The sequence below is a fragment of the Microbacterium plantarum genome (assembly GCF_035231185.1).
In the GTDB taxonomy this organism is placed as follows: domain Bacteria; phylum Actinomycetota; class Actinomycetes; order Actinomycetales; family Microbacteriaceae; genus Microbacterium; species Microbacterium plantarum.
Window position 1 is genome coordinate 559136 of sequence record NZ_CP141117.1, and the last position, 25357, is coordinate 584492.

Below are 25357 nucleotides of genomic sequence, written 5' to 3' on the forward strand. Positions count from 1 at the left end.
GATGCCGACCGACGAGCGTCCCCGCACGCGGCGCGAGGAGCGCGCCGCGGTGCGGGCCGACCGCTCCGGCAGCGGACCGACACTCGAGGGCCGTCCGCAGCTGCGGCATCCCGGTGCGGCGGGGGCGTTCGCGCTGCTCGGCGAAGTGCTGCTGATCGGACTCCTCATCGGCGCCGTCTCGCTCGCCGTCGTCACTCTTCCGGTCGCGCTCGCGGCGGGGGTGCGGCATCTGCGCCGCTACGTCGCCGCCGACGACTCGCGGCTGTCGCTGTTCTGGGCGGATGTCCGCGCAGGGCTGCTGCCGGGGGCGGTCGTCGGTCTCGCGGCCCTGGTCGTGGCGCTCATCCTGCTGCTCGACATCGACCTGGCCCGATCGGGATTCCTCCCGGGCGGCGTCGTGATCGAAGCGGTCGGCTGGGCGGGCCTCGCCGCGCTCGCCGTCGCCCTCCTCACCGCGGCCGGCTCCTGGAGCCCCGAGCTCGGGTGGCGCGGAGCGGTCCGAGCGATCCCGGATGCCGCGCGCGGCGACGTCGTCGGAAGCCTCTACCTCCTCGCCACGGCGGCCTTCGTCGTGATCGTGACGTGGGCGCTGCCGCCCCTCTTCGTCGCCGGCATCGGCTGCGCCGCGCTCGCGGTCGTGGCGATCCCCGCCCGGCCCCGCCGCACCTGAGACCCGTCCCCCCGGGCCCGCTCCCGATGAAAGGACTCCCATGAAGGCACACCGCCTGCTCGCCACCGTCGGCATCGTCGCCGCCGGTGCGCTGGCACTGACCGGATGCGGCGGCGCGCAGACGCCTCCCGCAGCCGCATTCGACCCCGACGAGAAGGTCACGCTGACCTACGCGTTCTGGGGCAACGACGACCGGGCGAAGCGCTATGACGAGCTGATCGCGGCATTCAACGAGGAATACCCGAACATCACCGTCAACGTCAGCTTCACCGACTTCCCGAGCTACTGGGAGAAGCGGCAGACGGAGGCGGCGGGCGGGGGACTGCCGGATGTCTTCCAGTTCTCCGACAGCTACCTGCGTCAGTACGGCGAGTCGGGCAATCTGCTCGATCTCGCGGAGGTCGCCGACCAGATCGACATGACCACCTTCGACGACGGGCTCCTGGGCACCGGCGCGCTGGGCGGCACGCAGTACTCGCTGCCGACCGGGTACAGCCTGTGGGCGAACTTCGTCAACGACGACCTCGTCGCGCAGGCCGGGGTCGCGGCGCCCGAAGGGGGCACCGACTTCGCCGAGTTCGACGAATGGATGGCCGAGGTCACCGAGAAGACAGGAGGCGCCGTCTACGGAGGCACGGACTACACCCAGCGCATCCAGGCCTTCGAGCTGGTGCTCCGCGCAGACGGCGGCAACCTCTACACCGACGACGGCGAGCTCGGGTTCACCAAGGACCAGCTGCGCGAGTTCTGGGAGAGCGGCGCCGGCCTGCGCGACGGTGCGGCCGTGCCGCAGCAGCGGCTCGAAGAGCTGTCGCCCAAGTCGGGCTTCGGGGCCGCGCTGACCGCCAGCGAGATGAGCTGGAGCAACTTCCTCGGCGGCTACCTCGCCGACTCGGGCGCCTCGTCGATCTCGATCGTCGCACCGCCGACGGCGAAGGAGGGCTCGAAGGACCTCTACCGCCAGGCCGGCCTGCAGGTCGCGATCTCGGCCAAGACCGAGCACCCGCAGGCGGCCGCCCTGTTCCTCGACTTCGTCGTGAACTCCGAGGCCGCCGGTCAGGTCTTCGGGACGACGCTCGGCTTCCCCGCGTCGACCTCGAAACTCGCCGGCGCGACCCTCGAGGGCGCCGACAAGCAGGTCGCCGACTACATCGAGTCGGCCGCGGACCGCATCGGCGATGCGCCGCCGGTGCCGGTGGCCGGATACGGATCGCTCGAGCAGACGTTCTGGGAGCTCGGCAAGTCGCTCGGGCTCGGAACCACGTCGGTGGACCAGGCTGTCGACCAGTTCTTCTCCGAAGCCGAGGTCGTGCTCGGCTGAGGAAGACCGCCACGTCGGGGATGCCGCGCGCGGAAGCGCGGCATCCCCGCTGACCCAAGGAATGACATGACGCCGACGAACGCCGCCATCGACCCCCGTTTCGAGATCTCCCGCATCGATCGCCGTATCTTCGGCGGCTTCGTCGAGCATCTCGGCCGTCACATCTACGACGGCATCCACGAACCCGGTCATCCGTCCGCGGACGCCGACGGTTTCCGGTCGGATGTCGTCGAGCTCGTCCGCGAGCTCGGGGTGTCGACCATCCGCTATCCCGGCGGCAACTTCGTCTCGGGATACCGGTGGGAGGACGGTGTCGGGCCGCGCGAGGAGCGGCCGCGACGTCTCGACCTCGCCTGGCACTCCACGGAGACCAACGAGGTGGGCCTGCACGAGTTCGCGCGCTGGCTCGAGCTCGTGGGCAGCGATCTCATGCTCGCCGTCAATCTCGGAACGCGGGGCACGCAGGAGGCGATCGACCTGCTCGAGTACGTCAACGCCGACGCCGACACCGCGTGGACCCGAAAGCGCGTCGCGAACGGGCGGCGCGACCCGTTCGGTGTGCGGATGTGGTGTCTCGGCAACGAGATGGACGGCCCCTGGCAGCTGGGTCACCGCAACGCCGACGACTACGGCAAGCTCGCCTCGCGCACGGCCAAGGCGATGCGGATGCTCGACCCCGACGTCGAGCTCGTGGTCTGCGGCTCGTCGGGCAGCGGCATGCCGACGTTCGGATCGTGGGAGCGCACGGTGCTCGAGCACACGTTCGACGACGTCGACTTCATCTCGTGCCACTCCTACTACCAGGAGCGCTTCGGCGACGCGCGGGAGTTCCTCGCGTCGGGCGTCGACATGTCGCGTTTCATCGAGTCGGTGGTCGCCATCGCCGACGCGGTCGCGGCGACGAAGAAGAGCGACAAGCGCATCATGATCTCCTTCGACGAGTGGAACGTCTGGTACCTCCACAACGACGACGGCGGCCAGGACGACAAGCCGCGCGAGCCGGGCTGGCCGGTCGCGCCGCGGCTGCTCGAAGACCAGTACCACGCGTTGGATGCCGTCGTCTTCGGTGACCTGCTCATCACGCTCCTTCAGCACAGCGACCGCGTGCGGTCGGCATCTCTCGCGCAGCTCGTCAACGTCATCGCCCCGGTCATGACCGAGCCCGGCGGCCCGGCATGGCGACAGACGACGTTCTTCCCGTTCTCGCTCACGTCGCGCCTCGCGGGGGAGCGCGCGATCTCGGTCGCCGTCGAGTCCGGGACGTTCGAGAGCGAGCGCTTCGGTGCGGTGCCGAACGTCAACGCCGTCGCCACCGTGGACGACGACGGCGCGACACTGTTCGTCGTGAACCGTTCGACAACCGACGCGGAGGACCTGCGCATCGACGTGTCGGCTCTCGCGACCGATCCCGGTGCAGCGGTGTCGATCGTTGAATCGCACCTCCTCCACGACGACGACCGATATGCCGCGAACACGCTCGACGACCCCGACCGGGTCGGCGTGGTTCCGGTGCCCGGGATCGCGCTCGACGACGACGTTCTGTCGCTGTCGCTGCCCCCGATCTCGTGGGCGGCCATCCGCCTGGGCTGAGCCGCTCCGGCACCCCGCGAGCACAGGGTTGCGCCCGCGGGTGACAGCCATCTACAGTATGGGAAAGCGCTTACCACCCCACCGGTGAGCGGACGAAGCAAAGGAACGCCCGTGTCAGAGACGACCACCCTCAGCCCCGCGCCGGAGACGGCGACCGCCCCGCAGGTCCGCGAGATCGGCATCATCATGAACGGCGTCTCGGGCCGGATGGGCTACCGCCAGCACCTCGTCCGCTCGATCCTCGCGATCCGCGACCAGGGCGGCATCGAGCTTCCGGACGGGACCAAGGTCACGGTCAAGCCGCTCCTCGTCGGTCGCAGCGAGGCGAAGCTCGCCGACCTCGCCGCCAAGCACGGCATCGAGGACTACACGACCGACCTCGACGCCGCTCTCGCCGACCCGCGCTGGGAGATCTACGCCGACTTCCTCGTCACGAAGGCCCGCGCGTCGGCGCTGCGCAAGGCGATCGCCGCCGGCAAGACGATCTACACCGAGAAGCCCACCGCAGAGTCGGTCGACGAGGCGCTCGAACTCGCGAAGCTCGCCGCCGAGGCGGGGGTGAAGACCGGTGTCGTGCACGACAAGCTCTACCTCCCGGGCCTGCAGAAGCTGAAGCGCCTCATCGACTCGGGCTTCTTCGGCCGCATCCTCTCGGTGCGCGGCGAGTTCGGCTACTGGGTGTTCGAGGGCGACTGGCAGCCCGCGCAGCGCCCGAGCTGGAACTACCGCGCCGAAGACGGCGGCGGCATCATCGTCGACATGTTCCCGCACTGGAACTACGTGCTCGAGAACCTCTTCGGCGACGTCAAGACCGTCTACGCCCAGGCCGCCGTGCACATCGCCGACCGCTGGGACGAGAAGGGCGAGCACTACACCGCCACGGCCGAGGATGCCGCCTACGGCGTCTTCGAGCTCGAGGGCGGGGTCGTCGCGCAGATCAACTCGTCGTGGACGGTGCGCGTCAACCGCGACGAGCTCGTCGAGTTCCACGTCGACGGCACGCACGGCTCCGCCGTCGTGGGGCTGTTCGGTGCGAAGATCCAGCCCCGCAACGCGACCCCCAAGCCGGTGTGGAACCCCGACCTCGAGGACACGCACGACTACGACGCCGACTGGCAGAGCGTGCCCACCAACGACGTCTTCCTCAATGGCTTCCGTCAGCAGTGGGAGGAGTTCCTCACCTCGTACGTGACCGAGACTCCCTACGAGTTCGACCTCCTCGCGGGTGCCCGCGGGGTGCAGCTCGCCGAGGCGGGCCTGCAGTCGAGCCGCGAGGGCCGCAAGGTCGAGCTTCCGGCGCTGAGCATCTGAGCGCCGCACGATGACCGACCTCACCCTCCTCGGCGCCGACGGCGCCGTCACCTCCGTCCCGCTGAACGACGCGCCCGGCTTCGCCCGGCCGACGAGCGCGCTGCGCAGCCGGGTCGCCTACGCGGCGGCCCATGTCGTTCCCGTCGTCTCGGCCGACAACACCCCGGGCCAGCCGGCGCAGATCGACTGGGACGCGACCCTCGGCTTCCGCCGCGCCGTGTACTCCTGGGGTCTCGGCGTGGCCGACGCCATGGACACTGCGCAGCGGAACATGGGGCTCGACGCCGCCGCGACGCGCGAGCTCATCGCTCGCTCCGCCGAGGTCGCGCGCGAGGAGGGGGGCTCGGTCGTCGTCGGCGTCAACACCGATCACGTCGACGACGAGCACATCTCGCTCGATCAGGTCATCGACGCCTACAAGAGCCAGCTCGCGTTCACGGAGGACCAGGGTGCGGGTCCGGTGCTCATGGCGTCGCGGCACCTCGCCCGTGCGGCGTCGTCGGCCGACGACTACCGCCGGGTGTACCGCGAGGTGCTCGCCGCGGCATCCGGTCCGGTGGTCCTGCACTGGCTCGGCACCGCCTTCGACCCGATCCTCGCGGGCTACTTCGGCTCGCCCGATTGGCGCGCGGCATCGGACGTCCTCGTCGAGATCATCGGCGAGAACGCCGACAGGGTCGCGGGCGTGAAGATGAGCCTGCTCGACGCCGCGTCCGAGGTGTCGGTGCGCGAGCGGCTGCCGGAAGGCGTGCGCATGTTCACCGGCGACGACTTCAACTACGTCGGCCTCATCGGCGGCGCAGACGTGCCCCAGGCGACCCAGCCCGAGCGCGACCTCGCCTCGCCGCGGCAGCACTCCGACGCGCTGCTCGGCGCCTTTGCGGCGATCACTCCGGTCGCCTCCGCCGCCATCCAGGCTCTGGACGCCGGGGATGCCGACCGGTATCTCGCGATCCTCGGACCGACGGAGGAGCTCAGCCGGCAGATCTTCGCGGCACCGACGTTCTACTACAAGACCGGCGTCGCGTTCCTGTCGTGGCTCAACGGCCATCAGGCTGCGTTCCAGATGGTCGGCGGACTGCACTCGGCGCGCAGCCTGCCGCACCTCTCCCGGATCGTCGAGCTCGCGAACGCGTCGTACGCGCTCGAACAGCCGGAACTGGCCGCGGACCGCTGGCACGCGATGCTGCGCCTGAACGGAGTCCGGGCATGAGCGTCGTCGACCCGCGCCTGTCGATCAACCAGGCCACGATCAAGTACGCCGACCTCGCGACCGCGCTGCGGGTCACCGCGGATGCCGGGATCGAGGCGATCGGACTGTGGCGCGAGCCCGTGCAGGAGGTCGGTCTCGCCACCGCCGCCGCCATGCTGACGGACTCGGGCCTGCGGTTCACCACGCACTGCCGGGCGGGCTTCTTCACGATGCCGGAGGGTCCCGCCCGGCGCTCCTCGATCGATGACAACCGGGTCGCGATCGATGAGGCCGCCGCGCTCGCCGCCGCCGGTGCGCCCGGCTCCACCGCGATCCTCGTGCTGGTCGCCGGCGGACTGCCCGAGGGGTCGCGCGACATCGTCGGCGCGCGGGAGCGGGTGCGCGATGCGATCGGCGAGCTCGCCCCCCACGCGAAGGCGGCGGGGGTGACGCTGGCGATCGAGCCGCTGCATCCGATGTTCGCCTCCGACCGCTGCGTCGTCTCCACGCTCGGCCAGGCCCTCGACATCGCGGCCGACTTCGAGCCCGAGGTCGTCGGCGCCACGGTCGACACGTTCCACATCTTCTGGGACCCCGACGTCCTGCCCGCCATCGAGCGGGCCGGGCGCGAGGGGCGCATCGCGACCTACCAGGTGTGCGACTGGCGAACGCCGCTGCCCGCGGACGTCCTGCTCAGCCGCCACTATCCGGGCGACGGGGTCATCGACTTCGCATCGCTGACCCGGGCCGTCGAGGCGACGGGGTACGACCGCGACATCGAGGTGGAGATCTTCAACGCCGACATCTGGGCCGCCGATCCCGCCGAGGTCGTGCGCCGCACCGCCGAGGCGTTCGGTGCCGCTGTGACGCCGCACCTCTCGGGCGCGCGCACCCCCACCGCATAGACTCGGCTCGTGGGACAGACGGGGATGTCGCCGCGTGGCTCGGCCACGCTGCACGATGTGGCGAGAGAAGCCGGGGTGTCGCTCGCGACCGCCTCGCGGGCGCTGAACGGCTCGACCCGCAAGGTCGCCGACGCCTATCGCGAACGCGTCGAGCAGGCCGCGGCCCGGCTCGGCTACACGGCCAACCTGTCGGCGCAGGCGACCGCGCGCGGCACGTCCGCGATCGTCGCGCTGCTGGTGGCCGACATCGCCGACCCGTACTTCGGGCAGCTCGCGGCAGGCGTCGCGCGCGGCGCCGACGAAGCCGGGCTCGTCGTCACGGTCGCCATCACCGAGCGCGATCCCGCGCGTGAGCTGCGGCTCGTCCGTGCGCTGCGCGGACAGCGCCCTCGCGGCATCATCCTCGCCGCCTCGCGCACGTCGCGCGAGATGTCCGACGAGCTGAGAACCGAGCTCGACCTCATCACCGCGAGCGGGGGAACCGTCGTCGCGTTGGGCCCGGGCGCCCCCGGCATCCGCAGCGTCGCCATCGACAACCGCGGCGGCGCCCGCGAGCTCGGGGCCGCGCTCGCCGCGCGCGGCTACCGCTCGGCCATCGTGCTCGCCGCCGCCGAGGGCGTCGTGACGAGCGACGACCGTCTCGCCGGCTTCGCCGACGGCTTCACGAGCGGCGGGGGAGCCGAGCCCCGCGTGTACCGCGGTGGTTTCAGCCGTGAGTCCGGTGCCGAGGCGATGTCAGCGGCCCTCGCCGACGGCGTCGAGCCGGGAACCGTCGTGTTCGGCATCAGCGACGTCGTCGCCATCGGAGCCCTCACCGCGGTGCGTGCCGCAGGACGCGAGCCCGGCACCGACATCGCGCTCGCCGGCTTCGACGACATCCCGACCGGTCGCGACGTGACACCGCCCCTGACGACCGTGCGGGTGCCGCTCCCCGATGTCGGGTACAGCGCGCTCCGCGCCGCCGTCGACACGGATGCTGACGGGGCCGCGGCTGCGCTGCCCCTCGAGGTGCTCTTGCGCGAGAGCACCCCGCCGCGGAGCGCGTGACGTGACGCGCGTCGTCGTCGCGATCGACAGCTTCAAGGGGTCCATCGCGGCCGCTGAGGCTGCGCGTGAGCTCGCCGCGGGGTGGGCATCCGCCGACGCCGACGCGGTTCTCGAACTGCGCCCGATGGCGGACGGCGGCGAGGGCACGCTCGACGCGTTCGCCGCGGCGATCCCCGAGGCGCGCCGGATGCCCGTGACCGTCACGGGCCCCGCGAGGACAGCCGTCGATGCGTCCTGGCTGCTGCTTCCCCCGACATCCGGCGACCGGTCCGCGCCGTCGGGTCGCGGCTCCGTGGGAGTCGTCGAGCTGGCCTCGACCTCGGGGATCGAGCTGCTGGGCGACGAGCGACGCGGCCTCGACGCCGACACCACCGGATTCGGCGAGGCGATCGCCGCCGCGCTCGACGCCGGAGTTGACCGCCTCGTGCTCGGCATCGGATCGAGCTCGTCGACCGACGGCGGAGCCGGGATGCTGCGCGCGCTGGGCGCCCGGTTCACGGATGCCGCCGGACGAGACGTCGTGCCCGGCGCGCGCGGCCTCGCCGACATCGCGCACGTCGACCTGTCGAAGCTCCGACCGCTTCCCCCGGGCGGCGTCGACGTGCTCAGTGACGTGTCGAACCCGCTGCTCGGTGCGCGTGGCGCTGCCGCCGTATTCGGACCGCAGAAGGGGCTCGACACGGCTCAGGTCGCCTCAGCCGACGCGGCGCTGAGCGGGCTCGCCGACCTCGTGCCGGATGGGGCGTCGCTTGCTGCCACGCCGGGGGCCGGAGCCGCCGGCGGCACCGGGTTCGGGTTGCTCGCGTGGGGCGCGCGCCTGAGCCCGGGCGCCCGCGAGGTCGCCGCGCTCATCGGCCTCGCCGACGCCATCGCCCGAGCCGACCTCGTCATCACGGGCGAAGGCTCGTTCGACGGGCAGTCCGCGGCAGGCAAGGTCCCCGCGTTCGTCGCCGAGCTCGCCGCGGGCGCCGGGGTGCCGGTCGCCCTCGTCGCGGGGCGGATCGCCGCTGACGCCGACATCGCAGCGTTCGCGTCATCCGTCTCGCTCACCGACCTCGCGGGATCCGCCGCGGCCTCACTCGCCGACCCCGCTCGCTGGCTCCGCGCCGCCGGCGCCGCGCTGGCCCGTATCTAGCCTGCCCGCGCGTTGACTCGCCCGAGTGAACGGCTTCGCCGCGAGCGCACGGCTTGCTCACGTAGGAAGGTCGTTCACTGGGCGCTTGGCCGTGCATTGAGTGACTGATGCGAGGATGCCGGGGGTTCGGGGCGGTGGACGCCCCGTGGTCGATACCCCAGCGCGTCCGAGAGGCCGAGCAGGTCGGCGAGGTACCAGACGATCGCGAGCCACATCTCGGTGCCCTGGAGTCCCGGCTCCGCACCGGCGAGGTGGAAGCTCATGCCCGACCCCGCTCGCCATTCGTCGAGCACATGGTCGAGCAGGCGCGCCGCGAGGTTCTCGACCTCGGCGCGGCGGTATCCGGCTGCCCGCGTGAGCCAGAGGGGATGGGCGACGTCGAGCACGTTGCAGGCGTCGAGCCGTGACGGGGCGAACCATCGCTCGTCGCGGGCGTGTCGCAGCACCGTGTCGATGACGGCTTCGGGATGGGGAACCGGGATGCCGTGCTGTGCGAAGGTCCCGCGCGATGCCCGGTAGAAGCCGTTGACGACGAGCAGCAGGCCGCGGTCGGCGGAAGGCCGGCCCCACATGCCGCTCGCGGCATCCGCATGCGTCAGGAGCCATCCGAAGAGCGCCTCGGCCACCCCCGGGGTGATGCGGTCGCCCCGGCGCCGGGCCCAGAGCAGAGCCGTCCCGATCGCGTCGACGTGATGTCCGGCGTTCCAAGGATCGGTGTCCCAGGGCAATGCATCGAGCCGTGCGATCACGGAATCGGCCGTGGCGTCGCGGATCAGTCCGATGGGGTGAGCGAACTCCGACCCCAACAGGTCGAGCGCGTAGCCGGTCGAGAGCACGTGATAGGCCGTGTCGCCGTCATCCCAGCCGGGGACGCCGACCGCGCCGAGCGGCGGCACCGCGCCCGTCTCCGGATCCTGCCAGCCGCGCAGCCGGGCGATGAGCTCGGACCGGTCGCTGTCCGGCGGCGTCGACCCCAACAGGAGGTCGGCGATCTCGACGGCATCGCCCTGCGCCCGCACCGTCGGCGCGGCGCCCGGCCGGTCGGCGTACAGCCCGCTATCCGGGTCGAGCGAACGCCGGAGCACCTCGCCGGCCTCGGCGCGAGCCCGGTCGGCGAAGTCGGTCAGACGCACCCGCAGACGGTTCGGCGCCGCGGCCTCGTCCCCGGGCGGTACGCGCCACCGCAGCAGACGAGCGGGGTTGCCGCCGACGATCGCGCCTGCGGGCACGTCCTTCGTCACGACGGCACCGGCTGCGAGCACCGCCGAGGCGCCCACGGTGACCCCGTCGAGGACGACGACGTGCGAGCCGATCCAGACGTCGTCGGCGATGCGGATGCCGCGGCTGGTCAGCGGCTGCCGGAAGACAGGCGTCCCGGGCTCCATCGAGTGGTTGAAGCCGAGCACCGAGCTGTGCGCGCCCATCCTGACGCCGTCGCCGAAGACGACGTCGCCGCGGACCACGGTCGGCGGATTCACGGAGCAGTCCGCGCCGATGCGCAGGGTGCCGGTGAGATATGCGCCCGCGGCGATGTACGAGCGATCGCCCAGGTCGAGGGTGTCGGCGTCGAGCGCCGCGAGCTCCGAGACGAAGCAGTCATCGCCGAACGACCAGTCCGCGTGCTGGTTCGCCAGCGCCGCCTGATGCTCGCGCTGGCGGCGCCGGCTCTCCGCGGATGCCGTGGACCAGAAGTCCCACGGCGAGTAGTCGTGACGGTCGATCACGCCGGGCCGTCCGCCCGCGGTGCGACGGTGGACTCGCGCACGACGAGGGTGGGGTTGAGCATCACGCGACGGGTGGGCCGGCCGGGGTCGGCCATCCGCGAGACGAGCAGCTCGACCGCCGTCTCGCCGACGCTGACGCGGGGCGGTGCGACGGCGGTGAGCGCGGGCGTGAACAGCTCCGCCACCTCGTCGTCGTAAGCGATGATCGACAGGTCGTCGGGCACGGAGATGCCGCGGTTGAGCGCGAGGTCGACGAACGCCATCGCCTCGGGATCGGAGTGCACCAGAAGGGCGGTGACACCGCTTCCGAGCGCCCGGTCGAGGGTCGTGTCGACCGCGGCGGAGAACTCCGCGCTCGCCCGGTCGGGCAGGGTCGTCTCGATGTGCTGGGCGGGCGTGAGCCCGAGCTCCTCGCACGCGGCCTGCCAGCCGGCGGCGATCTTGCGCGAGGTGGGTGAGTTGCGTGAGAGCACCAGCCCGACCTTGCGGTGTCCGAGCGAGGCGAGGTGGCGCGCCGCGAGGACCGCGCCGAGCGCGTGGTCGGTCGTCACCGCCTCGACGGGGACCCCGGCGGGCTGGACGATCGCGTCGCGCTCGACGAGAACGCTCGGTGTGCCGCAGTCGGCGAGCCACTGAACGACGTCCTGCGAATGCGGGGTGTCGGTGTTCGGCGCGACGATCAGACCGCGGATGTCGCCGCTCGCGACGAGACGCTCGAGCACGGGACGCTCGTCCTGAAGCTCGTACGACGCTCCCCGGAGGTGGACCTTGAGTCCGTGGCGGCGTGCGGCGGCCTCCATGCCTCGCACGACCCCGGGCCAGTAGAAGTTCAGCGAGGGGACGAGCACGGCGATCGAGCCGGCGGCAGATTCGGGGCCGCTGCCCGCGACCGGCGGGTGCGTGTGCTGACCGGTGGCGGGGATGGCGCCCCCGTGCACGCGCTGCAGCAGCCCCTCCTGCTCCATCTGCGCGAGGTCGCGTCGCAGGGTCACCGTGGCGGCGCCCAGCTCGTCGGTCAGCTGCGAGATGCGCACGGCGCCCTCGCGCTCCATCGTCGCCAGGATATGCGCGCGGCGCTCGGCCGCCAGCAGCGCCGGTGTGGGGTCGGTCATGGTCGCTCGTCCTCGTTCCGTTCCTGTTCTACCGTGACACGCAGCTCGGTACGACCACCGGCGCTGATCGCGAGGCGGCTCAGGCGGTCGCCCCAGACGTCGGTCAGCATCGGATCGTCGAGTTCGCGAACGACGAGGGTGTGCGGTGCCCCGGCGGGCCACGTGATGCGCACCGGGGTCGCGCCGTCCAGCGGTGTCACGCGAGCCCATCCGTCGCCCGTCGTCACGGAGCCCGCGAGGAGCAGGCGCACCTCGGTATCCGGTCCGGCGGCTTCCCAGCGGTCGTCGATCGTGACGTGTCCCGAGCGGTGAAGCGCAGCCCGGCGTCGCCACGAGCGTACCGAGCCGGCGGGGTAGGCGCCGCCGATCTCGAGATCCAGCGCCTCCATCTCATCCGTTCGGACGATGACCGGATCGGATGCCGCGAACGCCGCGCCATGCGGCTGCGCCGAGCCCGAGATGCGGGGCACGCTGTGCCAGTCGCTCTGCATGGTCCAGATGTCGTATCGGCCGGGGCCGAAGGTCTGCGCCGTGTAGGTCGGCCGGCCGGCGTCGACGATCACCGGCACGCCGTCGGACGCGACGATGATCGAGCCGACGTCGTTGTGGTTGTGGTTCTCGTCGTTGTGGCCGCCCTTCATCACGATGGTGAGTCCGGCGGCGCTGCCCGCGTGGCCGCGGGCGAGCCAGACCTGCGTGGACGGAAGCCAGACCCCAGGGGGCAACGGGCTGGATTCGCGCGGCTCCGCGAGCCACGCGTCGTCGGACAGGGCGCGCAGCAGGCGACCGAGCCCGGCGTCCTCGGTGGCGGGCGCGTCGTCGGCGCGATGCGCGGCGGCATGTCGGCGGGCGTCGTCGTCGCCGACGGCGAGAGCCGCCCGGTGCAGGGCGTGCCACGGCTGGTCCGCCGGCGGACGGGCGGGGCCATCGGCGAGATTGACGTACCAGGGGCCGCCGAGATGCGAGCGATGCGGGAACGCGATCGTTTCACGCAAGGAGTCCACCTCGGGCACGGGATCCCACGCGCCGTCGGTGGCGTAGGCGAGCAGGTCGAGGGCCTCGAGCGCCCGGCACGCGCCGTTCCACCAGTACGCGTAGCCTTCGTCGATCGCGCCGTCGGCGGGCAGAGCCGCGACGTAGCGGTCGAGACCCTGCGCCACGAGGGCGACGAGCTCGTCGCGTTCGCGGCCGTCGTCGCAGAGCACGAGCGCGGCGACCAGGACGTTTCCGTGGATCCACGGGTTCCAGTTGTGGACGTGACCGTCGAGTCCGAGCCAGTGCCAGTCGCGTCGCCGGAGGAACGGGTCGATGACGCGCGCTCGGGCTTCGTGACGTATGCGCTGCCGCAGTCCCGGGTACCGGTCGTCGAGTCGTCGCCCGAGCACGTGGTCGATCCACGCGAGCTGTCCGACGACTTCGCCCGCGCCGAGATCGAGGAACGGGTCGGTGACGGTCGCCAGCACCGACCCGTGCCGCGAGAAGGTGTCGTCGTGGGCGGGCCAGCACCACGTCGACTGCTCGCACAGCAGCCAGACGCCGTCCGCGACCTCATCGAGGTATCGGGGGTCGGGGTCCGACAGTGCTGCGACCACCGCCCGACTCAGCCGCCGCTGCCGCGTGAAGACCTGCTGCTCGTAGCCGTCGCGGTCGCCGTCGCGATGCACGCGCGCTGCCGCGCTCGCGCGGGGCTGCGGCCACGGTGCGTCGAGGTCCGCGCGTGCCCGGTCGACGAGCGGGCGCACGGCGGATGACGGGACCAGTCGGGCCCAGTGGTCGGCGTCGGGCACGGGCAGGGCGTCGGCGGGCGGGCGGAGGCGAGCCGGGACATCGCCGCAGACGGCCGCGAGCGGGCCGGCGAATCCCTCGGTGTTCCACAGCACGGCTGCTCCTTCGGGTGACGGCGGTGTCACCAGTCCAGACGAATAAATCGATCAGTATCGATCATAAGGAAACGAAGAAGATCTTGCAATGATCGAATCGGGTTGCTAATCTCCGAATCGGTCGCGATCAACGATGACGACCATGAAGCCCTTCGAAGGAGAACCGGTGACTTCTGAGCACCCGAACCCGCCACACGGCGCGACCGAGCGTGACACCTGGGTCGCCCGCGCCGACGTTCTGCTCGATGCCGCGCTCCGTCACGCGACGCCCGGCGCGGGCCGCATCCACTTCCCGGGCGCCGAGGGTGGCTACGGTCACGCCGTCGATGGGCTCGAGGGCTTCGCGCGCACCTTCCTGCTCGCAGGATTCCGGATCGCGGGCGCACGAGGCGAGGGGGTAGACGAGCTCATCGCGCACTACTCGCGCGGAATCGTCTCGGGCGTCGACCCGAACGCACCCGACCGGTGGGTTCGGATGGAGGAGCACGCGCAGGCCAAGGTCGAGGCGGCATCCCTCGCCCTCGTCCTCGATCTGACCCGCCCCTGGATCTGGGAGCGTCTCGACAACCTCACGCAGCAGCGCGTCGTCGACTACCTCGCTCCCGTCGTCGGCGACGACACCTATCCGCAGACCAACTGGGTCTGGTTCCGCATCGTCGTGCAGACCTTCCTGCGCTCGGTCGGCGGCCCCTGGTCGGCCGACGACATCGCCGCCGACCTCGCCCGTCACGACTCGTTCGTCCGCGAGGGCGGCTGGCTCTCCGACGGTGCCCAGCGCTCCTACGACCACTACGTGGGGTGGGCTCTGCATGTCTATCCGATCCTGTGGGCGCGCATGACGGGGGCCACCGATCTCGCCGGGGGCCGGACGGGCGCCGACGTCGCCCGACTCGACGCGTTCCTCCACGACGCCTTCGCGCTCGTCGGCGGCGACGGCTCGCCCCTCATCCAGGGCCGCAGCCTCATCTACCGCTTCGCCGCCGCCGCGCCGTTCTGGGCCGGCGCCATCGCGAATGTGCCCTCACACAGCCCCGGCCGCCTCCGCCACGCCGCCGACCGGATCGTGACGCACTTCGCCGAACACGGCGCCCCCGATGCCGACGGCCTGCTCACGATGGGCTGGCACGGCACCTGGCGCGGGCTCGCACAGTCGTACTCCGGCCCGGGTTCGCCGTACTGGGCCGTCAAGGGCTTCCTCGGTCTGCTGCTGCCCGCCGACCACCCGGCCTGGACGGCCCCGGCCGAGCCGTTGCCGATCGAGGCGGGGGACGACCTGCGCGCGATCGCATCGCCCGGCTGGATCGTGTCGGGCACGGTCGCCGACGGAATCGTCCGCATCGTCAACCACGGCACCGACCACGCGTTCCCGGGCGACCGCACGACCGATTCACCGCTCTATGCGCGACTGGGCTACTCCACGGCCACCTCGCCGATCGTCGACGAGCGTGGCTGGCTCGAGCCGCTCGAGCAGTCGGTCGCACTCGTCGACTCGGACGGACGTGCGACGCACCGCACGGCGATGACCCTGCGCGACGTGCGCGTGCAGGATGACGCGGACGGGCGGGTCGGGATCGCGGCATCCCGCTGGGACGCGCACCTCGTCGACCCGGTCCCCAGCGCGCATCGTCACGGATCCGGGCTGGTCGGACATGCCACGTCCGTGGGCACCGTCACGACCACCTCGATCGTCCGCGGATCGTCGGAGGTGCGTGTCATCGTCGTCGACGCACTCGCGCCCGGGCAGGATGCCGCATCGCTGCGACTCCGCCTCGGCGGCTGGCCGCTCTCGGGTGACGAGGTGGTCGGCGGTACCGACGACACCGGAGCGTGGGTGTCATCGCGGGGCCGCAGCAGCGGCATCCGCGCCCTGACCACCGGCGGGGTCGCGGGACTCGTGTCTCGTGCAGACGCCGATCCGCTCGGCGTCCGCACGCTCGTGCCCGTCATCGAGCACGCGGTGCGCGTCGGCGAGCCCGTCGTCGCCCTGCTCGATCTCGCCGGTGGCGAGCGCAGCGCACCGCACGCGGCCGTCGCCGTCGACGGCGCCTCGGTCACGGTCACCTGGCCCGACGGGGCCCGGACCGTGAGCCGTCTCATCGACTCCGAATCGCCTGCCCCGGCGCTTCGGCATCACGAGGTCCGACGTGGGACCTCGCACGCAATCGCAAAGGAGCAGCACGCATGAAGCGCAAATTCGCAGCCGCAGCAGGAATGGCGGTCGTCGCCACCCTGTCGCTCGCCGCCTGCGGCGGGGGATCCGAGCCCGCCCAGACCGCCGACGGCCCCGTCACCCTGACCCTGTCGGGGTGGAGCCTCGACACCACCCCCGAGTTCCAGGTGCTCGCCGACGCCTTCCACGAGAAGAACCCCGACGTCACGGTCGAGCTCAAGCAGTACGACGCGGCTGAGTACAACACGCTGGTCACCGCCGACCTCGCCGCGGGCGTCGGACCCGACATCATCACCCAGAAAGAGGTGAAGTTCGTCACGACGTTCCAGGAGGGCGGCCAGCTCATGGACGTCTCCGACGTCGAGCTGCCCGACGGCGTCGGCGGCGCCTCGTCGTACGAGGTCGACGGCACCGCCTACGGCGTGCCCTACCGCCAGGACCGCTGGGTGCTGTTCTACAACAAGACGCTCTTCGACGCCGCGGGCCAGGAGTACCCCGACGGCTCGTGGACGTGGGAGGACTACGACGCGGCCGCCGAGGCGATCAACACCGCGGGAGTCGCGAAGGGCACCTACCAGCACCGCTGGCAGTCGACCGTGCAGGGCTTCGCCTCGGCACAGGAGGACACCGACGTGCTTTCGGGCGACTACGGCTACTTCGCCGACTACTACAACCGGGTGCTCGCGCTCCAGGGTGCCGGCGCGCAGGTCGACTTCAACACCTCGACGGCCAACCAGCTCACCTACCAGGGCGAGTTCGGCACGCAGAAGGCCGCCATGCTGCCGATGGGCACGTGGTACGTCGCGACCCTGATCTCGCAGCAGGCCTCCGGTGAGGCCAACGACTTCGAGTGGGGCATCGCGCCGATCCCGCAGCTCGACGCGTCGACGACCGGCATGGACAACACGCCCGTGACGTTCGGCGACCCGACCGGCTTCTCGATCAACGCCAACATCGACGGCGCCAAGGTGCAGGCGGCGAAGGACTTCCTCGCCTATGCCGCGAGCCTGGAGGCCGCCGAGGAGCTGGCGAAGATCGGCATCACCCCGGCCGCGTCGAACGACGCCGTCACCGAGGCGTACTTCGCCGTCGAGGGCGCTCCGACCGACGAGCTGTCGAAGTTCGCGTGGTCGACCGGCGACGTCCACCCCGAGAACCCGACGTCGAACAAGACGGCGGCGATCCAGAACATCCTCAACGACATGCACAGCGCGATCCTGTCGGGCTCGACCCCGGTCGAGCGGGCCATCACCGAGGCCGAGGACCGTGTCGCCAACGAGGTCGGTCTCGACTGATCCCGCGCGCCGTCGCTTCGCCGACGGCACCCCGCGGCCGGCGCGGCACCCCGCGCCGGCCGCATCCCCCGCCGTCCTCCCCAGGAGACACCATGACCACCACTGCCGCCTCACCGAAGGCGCGCCGCCCCGAGCCGGCGCAGCGCCGCAGGCGATCGAAGCTGACCCTGCGCAACACGCTGCTGGGGTGGAGCTTCATCCTGCCGAACTTCGTCGGCTTCGCCCTGCTGACCCTCGTGCCGGTCATCACCCTGTTCTACATGTCGCTGACGAACTGGAACATCTTCGGCACGGCGAACTGGGTGGGCCTCGCCAACTTCGAGCGGCTGCTCGGTGACGGCAGCTTCCGCATCTCGTTCGTCAACACTCTGTACTACGCCGCGCTGCACATCCCGCTGACGATCATCGCGTCGCTCGGTCTCGCGCTGCTGCTGAACAACAAGCTGCGCGGCGTCGCGTTCTTCCGCACCGCCGCGTTCTTCCCCTACATCACCTCGATCGTCGCGATCGCGGTCGTGTGGAACCTGCTCTTCAGCCCCGAGTACGGCCCGATCAACGAGATCCTCCGCGCCGTGGGCATCGCCAACCCGCCCGGCTGGCTCACCTCGTCGGAGTGGGCGATGCCCGCCGTCGTCATCGTCAGCACCTGGCGAGACATGGGCTACTACATGATCCTGTTCCTCGCGGGGCTCCAGACCGTGCCCCGCGAGCTCTACGAAGCTGCCCGCATGGACGGCGCGAACGCGTGGGAGCGCTTCGTGAACGTCACCCTGCCGTGCCTGCGGCCGACGATGTTCTTCGTCACCGTGATGCTCACGATCAACTCGTTCAAGATCTTCGACCTGATCCTCGTCATGACCGAGGGCGGGCCGGGTCAGTCGACGCTCGTGATCTCGCAGTTCATCTACCGCAAGGGGTTCGAGGAGAACCAGTTCGGCTACGCCTCCGCGGCCGCCGTGGCGCTCTTCTTCCTCTGCATCCTCGTGACCATCCTCCAGTTCATCTGGAACAAGCGGAGGAACGTCTGATGACGAATCTTCTCGTACCCCAGGACGACCGCCGGGCGCTGCGCAAGATCGCAGCCGACGGCCTGCCCGAGGGACACCGCCCCGACACCGTGTCGCCGCTGCGCCGCGTCGGACGCCTCGCCGGCTACGTCGCGCTCATCATCGCCGCGGCGGCACTGCTGCTGCCGTTCTTCTGGATGATCATGAGCTCGCTCAAGACGGCGAACGAGGTCTTCTCGGTGCCGATCCAGTGGATCCCCGAGGTGTTCGTCTGGCAGAACTACGTCGACATCTGGAACCAGTCGGGGATGCTGACCTGGATCCGCAACACGCTCGTGCTCGCGGTCGTCGTCACCTTCCTGCAGGTGCTGACCGGGTCGTTCGCGGCCTACGGCTTCGCCCGCATCCGCTTCCCCGGCCGCGACGTGCTGTTCCTCGCCTACATCGGCACGATCGCCGTGCCGTGGCAGTCGTACATGATCCCGCAGTTCATCCTGCTCTCCAACGTCAAGGTCTCGAACACGCTGTGGGCCATCATCCTCATCCAGGCGTTCGGCGCCTTCGGGGTGTTCCTCATGAAGCAGTTCTACGAGACCATCCCCGAGGAGCTCTCGGAGGCCGCGCGCCTCGACGGCCTGAGCGAGTACGGCATCTGGCGCCGCATCATGCTGCCCCTCTCGGTGCCCGCCCTCGCGAGCCTCACGCTGCTCACGTTCGTGAACACCTGGAACGACTACCTGGGGCCGCTCATCTACCTGCGCAACCCCGACCTGTGGACCATCCAGCTCGGACTCAAGAGCTTCGTGAGCAACCTCTACGACACCAACTACGCCCTGCTGTTCGCCGGACTCGTCATCTCGGTGGTGCCGATCGCGATCATCTTCCTCGTCGGGCAGAAGTACTTCGTCGAGGGCATCGCGACCAGCGGGATGAAGGGCTGAGGCCGTGAAGCGCATCTCGCACAACACCTACGCAACCGTCTTCGGCGTCGTCTACCTCGGGCTCATGACGAACCTGCTGCTGCTGGCATCGTGCCTGCCGCTCGTCGTGCTGCTGGTGATCACCGACCCCGCGCTGTCGTGGCCGATGCTCGCCGTCGTGGCACCGGTGTGCGCACCGGGCATCACGGCGGCGTTCGCGACCTTCCGCGCCCACGGCGAGGGTGAGAACCAGGTCGTCCGGACCTTCGTCCGCAGCTGGAAGCGCTCGTGGCGCAAGGCCATCGTGCTGGGCGGGATCGTCGTGGCGGCCCTCGTCGTCGTGCTGGTCGACGTCCGCTTCTTCGCACCGATGCAGGCGGGGGTCGCGGTCGTCCCCGTGCTCGGCGTGCTGACCGTGCTCCTGCTCGCATCGGGTCTCGTCGCGTTCGCTGCCCTCGCCGAAGAGCCCGACGCCTCGCTGCGCTCGATCGCCCGAGCGGCGGTGCTCCTGAGCGTGCGCCGGTGGTGGCTGAGCCTCGTCTCGCTCGCCGTCATCGCGCTGCAGGCGGGGCTGTTCGTCTCGATGCCGGCCATCGCGATCGGTCTCACCTCGGCGCCGGCGCTCTACCTCGCCTGGGCCAACGCCCGATACATCCTCCGTCCGGCGCTCGGTGATCCCGAGCCTCAGACCGTCTGAACCCCGAAGGAACCCCTCGACATGACATCCCTCCCCGGCACCGACCTCGGCGTACCCGCGGACGCGGCCCTCGCGCGCGACAGCGGCGCCATCGAGGCGGCGATCGCCGACGCCCTGAGCACGCTCCGCCGCAACATCGAGACCTTCGGGCTGAGCTACCCCGACGACACGACGCACGATGACCGGTACCCGATCCGCCCCGCGGCGAACGGGTTCCCGGCCGGCGCCAACCGCGGCTGGACGACCAGCTTCTGGCCGGGGATGATGTGGATCGCGTGGGAGATCACCGGCGACGCCTTCTTCCGCGACGCCGGGCTGGCCCACGCCGCGGACTTCGCGCGACGGATCCGCGACGAGGACGACCTCGACACGCACGACCTGGGGTTCCTGTACAGCCTCGCCTCGGTCGCGCCCTACCGGCTGCTCGGCGACGAGGACGCGCGTGAGACGGCCCTGGCGGCCGCCGATCACCTCATGCGCCGCTTCCTCGAGCCCGCCGGCATCATCCAGGCATGGGGAGATCTCTCCGACCCCGCGCAGCGCGGACGCACGATCGTCGACAGCCTCATGAACATGCCGTTGCTCACCTGGGCGGGCGAGCAGACCGGGCAGGAGCGCTTCGCCGACGCGGTGCGGCGCCACACGACGCAGCTGCGCACGCACATCCTGCGCGACGACGACACGACCTTCCACACCTTCTACTGGGACCCCGAGACCGGTGAGCCGCTGCGCGGAGCGACCGAGCAGGGTGCATTCGACGACTCGTGCTGGGCGCGCGGTCAGGCGTGGGGAATCTACGGCTTCGCGATGAACCACCGCGCGACCGGCGACCCGGCGCTGCTCGACGCGTCGCGTCGCTGCGCCGAACGCTTCCTCTCGCACCTCCCGAGCGACCGCGTGCCCTTCTGGGACATGGTCTACACCGACGGCGCCGACGCTCCGCGCGACAGCTCGTCGGCCGCGATCGCGGTGTCGGGGCTGTTCGAACTCGCCGGCGTGCTCGAAGCGGGGACGGATGCCGATACCGAGGCCGCCTCGCGCTATCGTGCGGCGGCTCACGAGATCCTCGCGTCGCTCATCGAGAACTACACGCCCGAGAGCCCCGAAGCCGCCGACGCGGTGCTGCTGCACAGCGTCTACGACCTGCCGAAGTCCGTCGGCGTCGACGAGGGCACGCTGTGGGGCGACTACTTCTACCTCGAGGCTCTGGTTCGCGCGGCGCGCCCCGACTGGAAGCCGTACTGGTGAGGCTCGTCCGTTACCGCGCGGTCCGCGCGGCCGATGCCGAGGGGGCCGTCCGGTCGGGCGTCGTCGTGACGGTCGACGGCGTCGACCGCGTCGTCGACCTCGGACCCGCGGCGCTGACCGACCTGCTCGCGGCCGACCGCGACGCGCTCGACCGCGCCGCAGCGCGTGCGGATGTCGCCGACCTCGAGCTGTCGGCAGCGCGGCTCGAGGCGCCGGTGCGTCCGGGGAAGATCCTGTGCCTCGGCTACAACTACCGGGGGCATGTGCCCGACGGCGCCGACCCGACCGCCGACGACCCCGCGTTCCCCGATATCTTCGTGAAGACCCCCAACACCCTCGCCGGACCGGCCGACCCCGTCGTGGTGCCCGCGGTCGCGGACGACGTCGACTACGAAGGCGAGATCGCCGTCGTCATCGGGCGGCGGGCCAAGGATGTCGATGAGGCGACGGCGCTCTCGCACGTCGCCGGCTACACGATTCTCAACGACGTGTCGGACCGCTCGTGGCAGCGGCGGCAGAGCCAGTGGGCGATGGGCAAGTGCTTCGACGGCTTCGCGCCGCTCGGGCCGTGGCTCGTCACACCCGACGAGGCGGGCGACCCGCAGGACATGCTCGTCGAGGTCGTCCGCGACGGCGTCGTGACCGTCTCGCAGTCCACCGCCACCACGATCTTCTCGGTCGCGCGCGTCGTGTCGTACCTCAGCAGCGTCATGACGCTCGAACCCGGCGACGTCATCTCGACCGGCACGCCGCAGAAGCTGCCGGACGCGCAGGCCAGCCACCGCCCGCTGCGTCCCGGCGACACGGTCACCGTGCGCATCGAGCGTCTCGGCGAACTGACCACCACCTTCATCGGAGGCCCCGCATGATCCTCGACTCCTTCCGGCTGGACGGCCGCGTCGCCCTCGTCACCGGTTCCACTCGCGGCCTCGGCCAGGGCGCCGCCGTCGCTCTCGCCGAGGCAGGCGCGGATGTCGCGCTACTCGACCGCGGCGACGCGGCCGAGACGGCGGAGGCGATCACCGCGCTCGGTCGCCGCGCGCACCGCATCCGCCTCGATCTCGGTACCGCGACGCCGGAGCAGCTCGCCGAAGCGGTCGCCGAGACGGTCGCCGAGCTCGGCGGCATCGACATCCTCGTCAACAACGCCGGAATCATCCGTCGTGCCCCGGCCGCCGACCACCCGGCCGCCGACTGGGACGACGTGCTCGCGGTCAACCTCGACGCCGTGTTCCATCTGTCGCAGGCCGCCGGGCGCCGCATGATCGCGCAGGGCTCGGGGCGCATCATCAACGTCGCGTCGATGCTGTCGTTCCAGGGCGGCATCCTCGTGCCCGGCTACGCGGCGTCGAAGCACGCGGTCGCCGGCCTCACCAAGGCGCTCGCGAACGAGTGGGCCGCGTCGGGGGTGACCGTCAACGCGGTCGCGCCCGGGTACATGGCGACCGACAACACCGCGCCGATCCGGGCCGACGCCGACCGCGAGGCATCGATCCTGGCCCGCATCCCCGCCGGCCGGTGGGGCACCCCCGGCGACCTGCAGGGTGCCTTCGTCTTCCTCGCCTCGGATGCCGCGGCGTACGTCACCGGCGCGATCGTGCCCGTCGACGGCGGCTGGCTCGTCCGCTGAGCCGGCCCCGGTCCTCCCCGTTCCATCACCGGCATCCCGCCGAACCGCCCCAGAAGGGAACCCCCATGCAGCAGCGTTACGCGACCAACCCCGCGCAGATCCCCGGCATGACCACCGCCGACCTGCGCGAGCAGTACCTCGTGCCCGAGGTGTTCGTGCCGGGTGAGATCACCGTCGTCTACACCCACCACGACCGCATCGTCCTCGGCGGCGCCGTGCCGGCCGGACGCGAGCTGGTGCTTCCGGGCTACCCCGAGATCCGCAGCGACTACTTCCTGGAGCACCGCGAGGTCGGCATCATCAACGTCGGTGGCACCGGCACGGTCACCGCCGACGGCGAGGTCTACACGCTCGTGACGGGCGCGTGCCTGTACCTCGGCCGCGGCATCCGCGACGTCGTCTTCGCCGACGCGGACGCGGCCGATGGCCAGGGGGGCGCGCAGTTCTACCTGTTCTCGGCGCCCGCGCACACCGCCTACCCGGCGGCGCTCGTGTCGCCCGGCGAGGGCACCGTGCGCGAGCTCGGCGACCAGGCCACGAGCAACCGCCGCACGCTCAACCAGTACATCCACGAGAACGGCGTGCAGAGCTGTCAGATCGTCATGGGCGTGACGACGCTGCACGAGGGCTCGATGTGGAACACGATGCCCGCCCATACCCATGACCGTCGCACCGAGTGCTACCTGTACTTCGACGTCCCCGAGGACGCCCGCATCATCCACCTGCTCGGTGAGCGCGAGGAGACCCGGCACCTCGTCGTCGCCGACCGGCAGGCGATCATCTCGCCGAGCTGGTCGTTGCACTCCGGAGTGGGTACTGCGGCGTACTCGTTCATCTGGGCGATGGCGGGCGAGAACCAGACGTTCGACGACATGGATGCCGCACCCGTCACGACCTTGAAGTGAGCGGGGCCATGCGGGGGGAGCTGCGTGGGGCGCTGCTGACGGCGGGCGAGACCATGGCGATGGTCGCGCCCGCTGCGGCGGAGCGCCTCGAGCACGCCGAGGTGTTCCGCATCGACGCCGGGGGAGCGGAGTCGAACGTCGCCGCGCACGCGGCCGCGCTCGGTCAGCCCGCCGCGTGGTTCTCCCGCGTCGGCGACGATGCCCTCGGTCGACGGGTCCTGTCGCGGGTCGGTGCCCGCGGAGTCGACGTCTCGCGGGTCGTCATCGACGCCGATTACCCGACCGGCCTCTACCTGAAGGACCCCGGTCACGGCGTCGCGTACTACCGGGCGGGGTCGGCGGCCGCGCACCTCTCGGAGACCGACGCCGACGCTCTGTCGTGGGACGGCGTCGCGCTGCTGCACGTCTCGGGCATCACGGCCGCACTCGGCGGCACGGCGCCGGCGTTCCTCGGCCGAGTCGTCGACCGGGCACGGGCGGCCGGCGTGCTCGTGAGCGTCGACGTGAACCACCGCGCGCCGCTGTGGCCCGTCGCCGCGGCAGCGGCGCCCCTCCTCGCGCTCGCACGCCGAGCCGACATCGTCTTCGTCGGTCGCGACGAGGCCGAGGCCCTCTGGGGTGCCGCGACGGCCGATGACGCGCGAGCGCTGCTCGCGGCGGTGCCGCAGCTGGTGGTCAAGGACGGCGCGGTGGGCGCGACGCTCTTCGCCGGCGGCGAGCGGGTGTTCGAGCCCGCCCTCCTCGTCGACGTCGTCGAGCCAGTCGGAGCCGGCGACGCCTTCGCCGGGGGCTACCTGGCGGCCCTTCTCGCCGGAGCGCCGGCATCCGAGCGACTGCGTTCGGGTCACTCCCGCGCCGCGCTGACGATGGGGACGACCGGCGATTTCCCCGATGGCGTCACCCCCACTGCTGCCTTCACCCCAGCCGCGTTCTCCGAAAGGAACCCGTCATGACCATCGCCCCTACCGATCCGACCGCCGTGCTCGACGACATCTTCGCCGGAGCCCCGCTGATGGCGATCCTCCGGGGCATGGGACTCGAGCGCTCCGTCCGGCTCGCGACAGCCGCCTGGGACCTCGGCATCGACTCCGTGGAGGTGCCGCTGCAGACCGCAGAGGATGAGCGCGCGCTCCGCGAGGTCGTGCGCCTGGGCGCCGAGCGGGGCAAGGCCGTGGGCGCCGGCACGATCCTGACGGTCGCCCAGGTCGATCAGGCCGTCGCGGCCGGAGCCGCCTATCTGGTGGCGCCGGGTCTCGACGCCGACGTGGTGCGGGCCGCCCAGGAGCGCGGCATCCCGATCCTGCCCGGCGTCGCGACGCCGAGCGAGGTGCAGCAGGCCGTCGCCCTCGGGCTGACGTGGCTGAAGGCGTTCCCCGCGCAGTGGCTCGGCGCGGACTGGTTCCGGCACATCCGCGGTCCGTTCCCCGGCGTGCGCTTCGTGGCGACCGGCGGCATGGACGCCACGAACGCCGGGCTCTTCCTCGACGCTGGCGTGCGCGTGGTGGCCGTCGGCTCGGCCCTGGAAGACGAGTCGCAGCTGCCCCGCCTCGCAGCCCTCCTCGCGCGTTGACTCGCGCGAGCGGACGGCCCCGAGCGTA

The 25357-nt window shown here is 71.3% G+C and carries 22 protein-coding genes; 19 read left to right on the forward strand and 3 right to left on the reverse strand.

Annotated features, from left to right (window positions below; all coding sequences use genetic code 11):
- Position 1: 1 nt before the first annotated feature.
- The 8 genes from VC184_RS02635 (at position 2) to VC184_RS02670 (ending at position 9171) form a co-directional block, all read left to right on the forward strand.
- Positions 2–670, forward strand: a complete 669-nt coding sequence (locus VC184_RS02635; RefSeq protein WP_274178339.1) for a hypothetical protein — start codon at positions 2–4, stop codon at positions 668–670.
- Between the two features lie 40 nt (positions 671–710).
- Positions 711–1991, forward strand: a complete 1281-nt coding sequence (locus VC184_RS02640) for an ABC transporter substrate-binding protein (protein ID WP_274178340.1) — start codon at positions 711–713, stop codon at positions 1989–1991.
- A 66-nt stretch (positions 1992–2057) separates the two neighbouring features.
- Positions 2058–3581 (forward strand): arabinosylfuranosidase ArfA, encoded by a 1524-nt coding sequence (gene arfA, locus VC184_RS02645; RefSeq protein ID WP_282502036.1) that lies wholly within the window; start codon positions 2058–2060, stop codon positions 3579–3581.
- Positions 3582–3767: 186 nt separating this feature from the next.
- Positions 3768–4892 (forward strand): Gfo/Idh/MocA family protein, encoded by a 1125-nt coding sequence (locus tag VC184_RS02650; protein WP_323987704.1) that lies wholly within the window; start codon positions 3768–3770, stop codon positions 4890–4892.
- A 10-nt stretch (positions 4893–4902) separates the two neighbouring features.
- Positions 4903–6105: a dihydrodipicolinate synthase family protein gene (locus tag VC184_RS02655; protein ID WP_323987210.1), complete on the forward strand. Its 1203-nt coding sequence runs from the start codon at positions 4903–4905 to the stop codon at positions 6103–6105.
- Positions 6102–6989 carry a sugar phosphate isomerase/epimerase family protein gene (locus VC184_RS02660; protein ID WP_323987212.1) on the forward strand — a complete coding sequence of 296 codons (888 nt, stop codon included), beginning with the start codon at positions 6102–6104 and terminating at the stop codon, positions 6987–6989. The genes VC184_RS02655 and VC184_RS02660 overlap by 4 nt, the downstream gene beginning before the upstream one ends.
- Before the next feature lie 9 nt (positions 6990–6998).
- Positions 6999–8036: a LacI family DNA-binding transcriptional regulator gene (locus VC184_RS02665; RefSeq protein ID WP_323987214.1), complete on the forward strand. Its 1038-nt coding sequence runs from the start codon at positions 6999–7001 to the stop codon at positions 8034–8036.
- Between the two features lies 1 nt (position 8037).
- Positions 8038–9171 (forward strand): glycerate kinase, encoded by a 1134-nt coding sequence (locus VC184_RS02670; RefSeq protein ID WP_323987215.1) that lies wholly within the window; start codon positions 8038–8040, stop codon positions 9169–9171.
- A gap of 74 nt (positions 9172–9245) precedes the next feature.
- Here the strand turns inward: VC184_RS02670 and VC184_RS02675 are convergent, their stop codons facing one another.
- The 3 genes from VC184_RS02675 to VC184_RS02685 are packed head-to-tail and all read right to left on the reverse strand — an operon-like array spanning position 9246 to position 13887.
- Positions 9246–10895: an acyltransferase gene (locus VC184_RS02675; RefSeq protein ID WP_323987216.1), complete on the reverse strand. Its 1650-nt coding sequence runs from the start codon at positions 10893–10895 to the stop codon at positions 9246–9248.
- Positions 10892–12007 (reverse strand): substrate-binding domain-containing protein, encoded by a 1116-nt coding sequence (locus VC184_RS02680; protein WP_269267185.1) that lies wholly within the window; start codon positions 12005–12007, stop codon positions 10892–10894. The genes VC184_RS02675 and VC184_RS02680 overlap by 4 nt, the downstream gene beginning before the upstream one ends.
- Complete coding sequence (locus tag VC184_RS02685) at positions 12004–13887, reverse strand: heparinase II/III domain-containing protein (RefSeq protein WP_323987217.1); 1884 nt, start codon at positions 13885–13887, stop codon at positions 12004–12006. Before VC184_RS02685 ends, VC184_RS02680 begins: the two co-directional genes overlap by 4 nt.
- 166 nt (positions 13888–14053) lie before the next feature.
- On the opposite strand from VC184_RS02685, the gene VC184_RS02690 reads away from it, so the two are divergent.
- The 11 genes from VC184_RS02690 to VC184_RS02740 all read left to right on the forward strand — a co-directional run bounded on the left by VC184_RS02690 (position 14054) and on the right by VC184_RS02740 (position 25329).
- Positions 14054–16072 carry a DUF2264 domain-containing protein gene (locus VC184_RS02690; RefSeq protein WP_274178348.1) on the forward strand — a complete coding sequence of 673 codons (2019 nt, stop codon included), beginning with the start codon at positions 14054–14056 and terminating at the stop codon, positions 16070–16072.
- Positions 16069–17352: an ABC transporter substrate-binding protein gene (locus VC184_RS02695; protein WP_274178349.1), complete on the forward strand. Its 1284-nt coding sequence runs from the start codon at positions 16069–16071 to the stop codon at positions 17350–17352. Before VC184_RS02690 ends, VC184_RS02695 begins: the two co-directional genes overlap by 4 nt.
- Before the next feature lie 92 nt (positions 17353–17444).
- The gene (locus tag VC184_RS02700) at positions 17445–18380 is read left to right on the forward strand and encodes a carbohydrate ABC transporter permease (protein WP_269267188.1); all 936 of its coding nucleotides are present in this window, start codon (positions 17445–17447) and stop codon (positions 18378–18380) included.
- Entirely contained in the window at positions 18380–19300 is a 921-nt protein-coding gene (locus tag VC184_RS02705) for a carbohydrate ABC transporter permease (protein ID WP_269267189.1), read from the forward strand. Before VC184_RS02700 ends, VC184_RS02705 begins: the two co-directional genes overlap by 1 nt.
- 4 nt (positions 19301–19304) lie before the next feature.
- A complete protein-coding gene (locus tag VC184_RS02710; protein WP_269267190.1) occupies positions 19305–19976 on the forward strand; it encodes a DUF624 domain-containing protein in 672 nt (223 codons plus the stop codon).
- A gap of 21 nt (positions 19977–19997) precedes the next feature.
- Complete coding sequence (locus VC184_RS02715; protein ID WP_323987220.1) at positions 19998–21224, forward strand: glycoside hydrolase family 88 protein; 1227 nt, start codon at positions 19998–20000, stop codon at positions 21222–21224.
- On the forward strand, positions 21221–22093 hold the full coding sequence (locus VC184_RS02720; RefSeq protein WP_323987222.1) for a fumarylacetoacetate hydrolase family protein: 873 nt from the start codon (positions 21221–21223) through the stop codon (positions 22091–22093). The genes VC184_RS02715 and VC184_RS02720 overlap by 4 nt, the downstream gene beginning before the upstream one ends.
- Positions 22090–22854, forward strand: a complete 765-nt coding sequence (gene kduD, locus VC184_RS02725) for a 2-dehydro-3-deoxy-D-gluconate 5-dehydrogenase KduD (protein ID WP_269267195.1) — start codon at positions 22090–22092, stop codon at positions 22852–22854. Before VC184_RS02720 ends, kduD begins: the two co-directional genes overlap by 4 nt.
- Positions 22855–22919: 65 nt before the next feature.
- Positions 22920–23759 (forward strand): 5-dehydro-4-deoxy-D-glucuronate isomerase, encoded by an 840-nt coding sequence (kduI, locus tag VC184_RS02730; RefSeq protein WP_274178352.1) that lies wholly within the window; start codon positions 22920–22922, stop codon positions 23757–23759.
- An 8-nt stretch (positions 23760–23767) separates the two neighbouring features.
- Positions 23768–24712 carry a sugar kinase gene (locus VC184_RS02735; protein ID WP_274178353.1) on the forward strand — a complete coding sequence of 315 codons (945 nt, stop codon included), beginning with the start codon at positions 23768–23770 and terminating at the stop codon, positions 24710–24712.
- Positions 24709–25329 carry a bifunctional 4-hydroxy-2-oxoglutarate aldolase/2-dehydro-3-deoxy-phosphogluconate aldolase gene (locus VC184_RS02740; RefSeq protein WP_323987224.1) on the forward strand — a complete coding sequence of 207 codons (621 nt, stop codon included), beginning with the start codon at positions 24709–24711 and terminating at the stop codon, positions 25327–25329. The genes VC184_RS02735 and VC184_RS02740 overlap by 4 nt, the downstream gene beginning before the upstream one ends.
- Positions 25330–25357 lie beyond the last annotated feature (28 nt).